The sequence below is a fragment of the Sodaliphilus sp. genome (assembly GCF_045598405.1).
Taxonomy (GTDB): Bacteria; Bacteroidota; Bacteroidia; order Bacteroidales; family Muribaculaceae; genus Sodaliphilus; species Sodaliphilus limicaballi.
In genome coordinates this window covers 1-2,450 of sequence record NZ_JAZLLZ010000075.1, presented here as the reverse complement: position 1 = coordinate 2,450, position 2,450 = coordinate 1, and the positions used below count along the sequence as shown (strand labels likewise).

The 2,450-nt window shown below is 50.0% G+C and carries 2 protein-coding genes and 1 tRNA gene; 2 read left to right on the top strand and 1 reads right to left on the bottom strand.

The annotated features are described in order from the left end of the window. Positions 1-321: 321 nt before the first annotated feature. The gene (locus ACKI3C_RS06125; protein WP_407403102.1) at positions 322-1,404 is read right to left on the bottom strand and encodes a hypothetical protein; all 1,083 of its coding nucleotides are present in this window, start codon (positions 1,402-1,404) and stop codon (positions 322-324) included. A gap of 105 nt (positions 1,405-1,509) precedes the next feature. Between ACKI3C_RS06125 and ACKI3C_RS06120 the strand changes: the two genes are divergently transcribed. Both ACKI3C_RS06120 and ACKI3C_RS06115 read left to right on the top strand, forming a co-directional pair. Further along, positions 1,510-1,713: a hypothetical protein gene (locus tag ACKI3C_RS06120; protein ID WP_321625821.1), complete on the top strand. Its 204-nt coding sequence runs from the start codon at positions 1,510-1,512 to the stop codon at positions 1,711-1,713. A gap of 118 nt (positions 1,714-1,831) precedes the next feature. Continuing rightward, positions 1,832-1,905 (top strand) — tRNA-Arg (locus tag ACKI3C_RS06115). Positions 1,906-2,450: the final 545 nt, after the last annotated feature.

The following is a 2,450-nucleotide window of genomic DNA, read 5'->3' as shown; positions in this document are numbered from 1 at the left end:
TATTGCAAACCAAAAAACACATCATGTTGGCCAATCGTTTGACAGCGAGCTGAAAATGATGCTGCGCGAAGCCGGAGTTGAATACGACCCTAAGTATTTTTTGAGTGATTGATGTGATAGACCGCCGGTTACGATGCAGTGCGGCCTCTGCCGAGGCCGATGTGGCAGATGACTTTCTGTCCGACGGTCTGCCGACCGCCGGTTACGATGCAGTGCGACGGGTTCCCCGTCGTGCACGCGAGTGCTGTGCTACTACTGCGCGAGATGCCTGAGCGTAGATGAGTGATGGGTTAGCATCCTTAATCCTTAATCCTTAATCCTTCATCCTTCATCCTTAATCTGCGCCACGTGGCGGGTGTTTTTATATATAGGTGTAAGCGCATGGGTGGCATCGCTGGCAGGAACTATTGAGAATGTGCCTCTCATAGCGTGTCGCTCGCCTAGCATGCTGGTCACTAGGCCCATTGTGCAGCGTAGGTTTACCTCCACACAGGGGTCTATATCTATCGCACCGCCCTTGCGATAGAGCAGCATATCTACTCCCAGATAACCGCTATAATGCGGAGCTATGAGCCGTTCTATAACCCGTCTCATAGCCTCGTTGACTGCATCTATGCCAGAATAAAGGCTTGCAATCGCATGACGCAGCGCGCTTGGCTGATCCACGATGCCGCAGCCATACTGGCTCTGCTCGTCGCTCTTGAATACCGAGTAACCAGCAAACTGGCAACCATTTGCCGCATCGCAATGATATTCCAGCGCAAAGTCCAGCACCTTGTCGAGCGCTTCCTCACACAGCACGCTTCCCTGGCGTGCAATCGCCCCGGCACACCACCGCTCAAACTGCTCGGTGCCGGCATCGATGGCACGATACACGCCGCGCCCGCTACCGCTCCACGGAGTCTTGATGTAGCAACCGGGGTGGGCGAGTGCCCATTGCAGCACGTCGCTGCTATTGTCCAGTTCCACCGGGATAGGGGAGAAGTCACGATTCATCTCTTGCCTCATTGCCTCGTGCACCGTGATCGATGTGCGCCGGTGGGCAAGGTCGCGCACTGTGGCCATTTCCTCGGGCGAGGGCAGCAGTGACCTGTGCATACCAGCGAGGGCAAGCTCTTTGCACAGCGGCATGCTCCACCCCCAGGGCACGATTTCGATGTCGCGCAGTGCATGCAGCATGCTGGCGTCGATGGCCTCAACTTCCAGATGGCGGCTGTCAAGCCAACGCTGCGCCGCCTGGGCGTCGCGGGCAAGCACCATGCTTCCCTCGCTGGCAAGATACCCTGCCAGCAGTTCAAGGTCGTGACGCCACTGCAATGCCCATTTCGGGGCATTGTAACTGTCCTTGCCGCACCCCAGTGCCATGTCGTTCTCGGGGTTGAATATGTATAACTTGCGCTTCATCGTTGCAAAGTTACACAAAAAACGACAGTTTTTTCAACAATCATGACGCTATTCCCGAAAATTATAACTAACTTTGCACGGTTAAACAAAAAAACGACATAGAAAATGAAAGCATGTTTATATAAAGAGGTTGAACAACCCGTAAATCCCGTTGATGAGAAGCAGCTCGCTACAGCCGACCACAAGGCCGAACTCGTAGATGTACCCAAGCAGGGACTGTATCTCGTGAATTATAAGACCCTCGTGGGTCCCACTCTCATCGCTTTGGCAATTTTAGGCGTATGGGCGGTTGCAACCTGGTTGCTCTAATTCGTTGATTGATAAGCGAAAGTGATTTTCGATAAAATTTTTTCGAAAAAAAGTTGCGAAAATATTTGGTCAATTCGGAAAAACGTCGTAACTTTGCACTCGCAAAACGGAAATAAATGGTTCGCTAGCTCAACTGAATAGAGCATCTGACTACGGATCAGAAGGTTACAGGTTTGAATCCTGTGCGAATCACAAGGCGGAATCCAATATGGGTTCCGCTTTTCCTTATTATCTACCCAGAAAAGCTCACAAAAGCCCCCGATGATTGATAAATGTGATAAAAGTGATAAAGGTGATAAATCTGATAAATCTGATAAATCTGATAAATATGATAAAAGTGATAAAAGGGATCAGCGGATTTTTCCGGTTGGTGAAGTATAGTGAATCAGCGGTTAATTGACGACGGAGTCGTCACATTGCATCGTAACCGATGGTCGTAGACCGTCGGGTAAAGTAACACACCCCATCCGACCTCGAAGGGGTCGCACTTTTCCATTTAACTTTGCTTTTTCCAAGGAAAAACCATGCCTTTAGGTAAGGGATAAAAAGGTGATTAAAATAATATCACATGCTGTGGTAGCAAGTTATTTGCTGATTCACTCAACTTTAGCATTTGATAATAAATATTGCTAATTTGTTGTCCGGCAGGACAATACCTAAATAACCCCCACCGCCGAACGAAGTGGCGGTGGGGGAAGAAATGCAACACGCACTGCGTCCAGCAGGACGCTAATCGG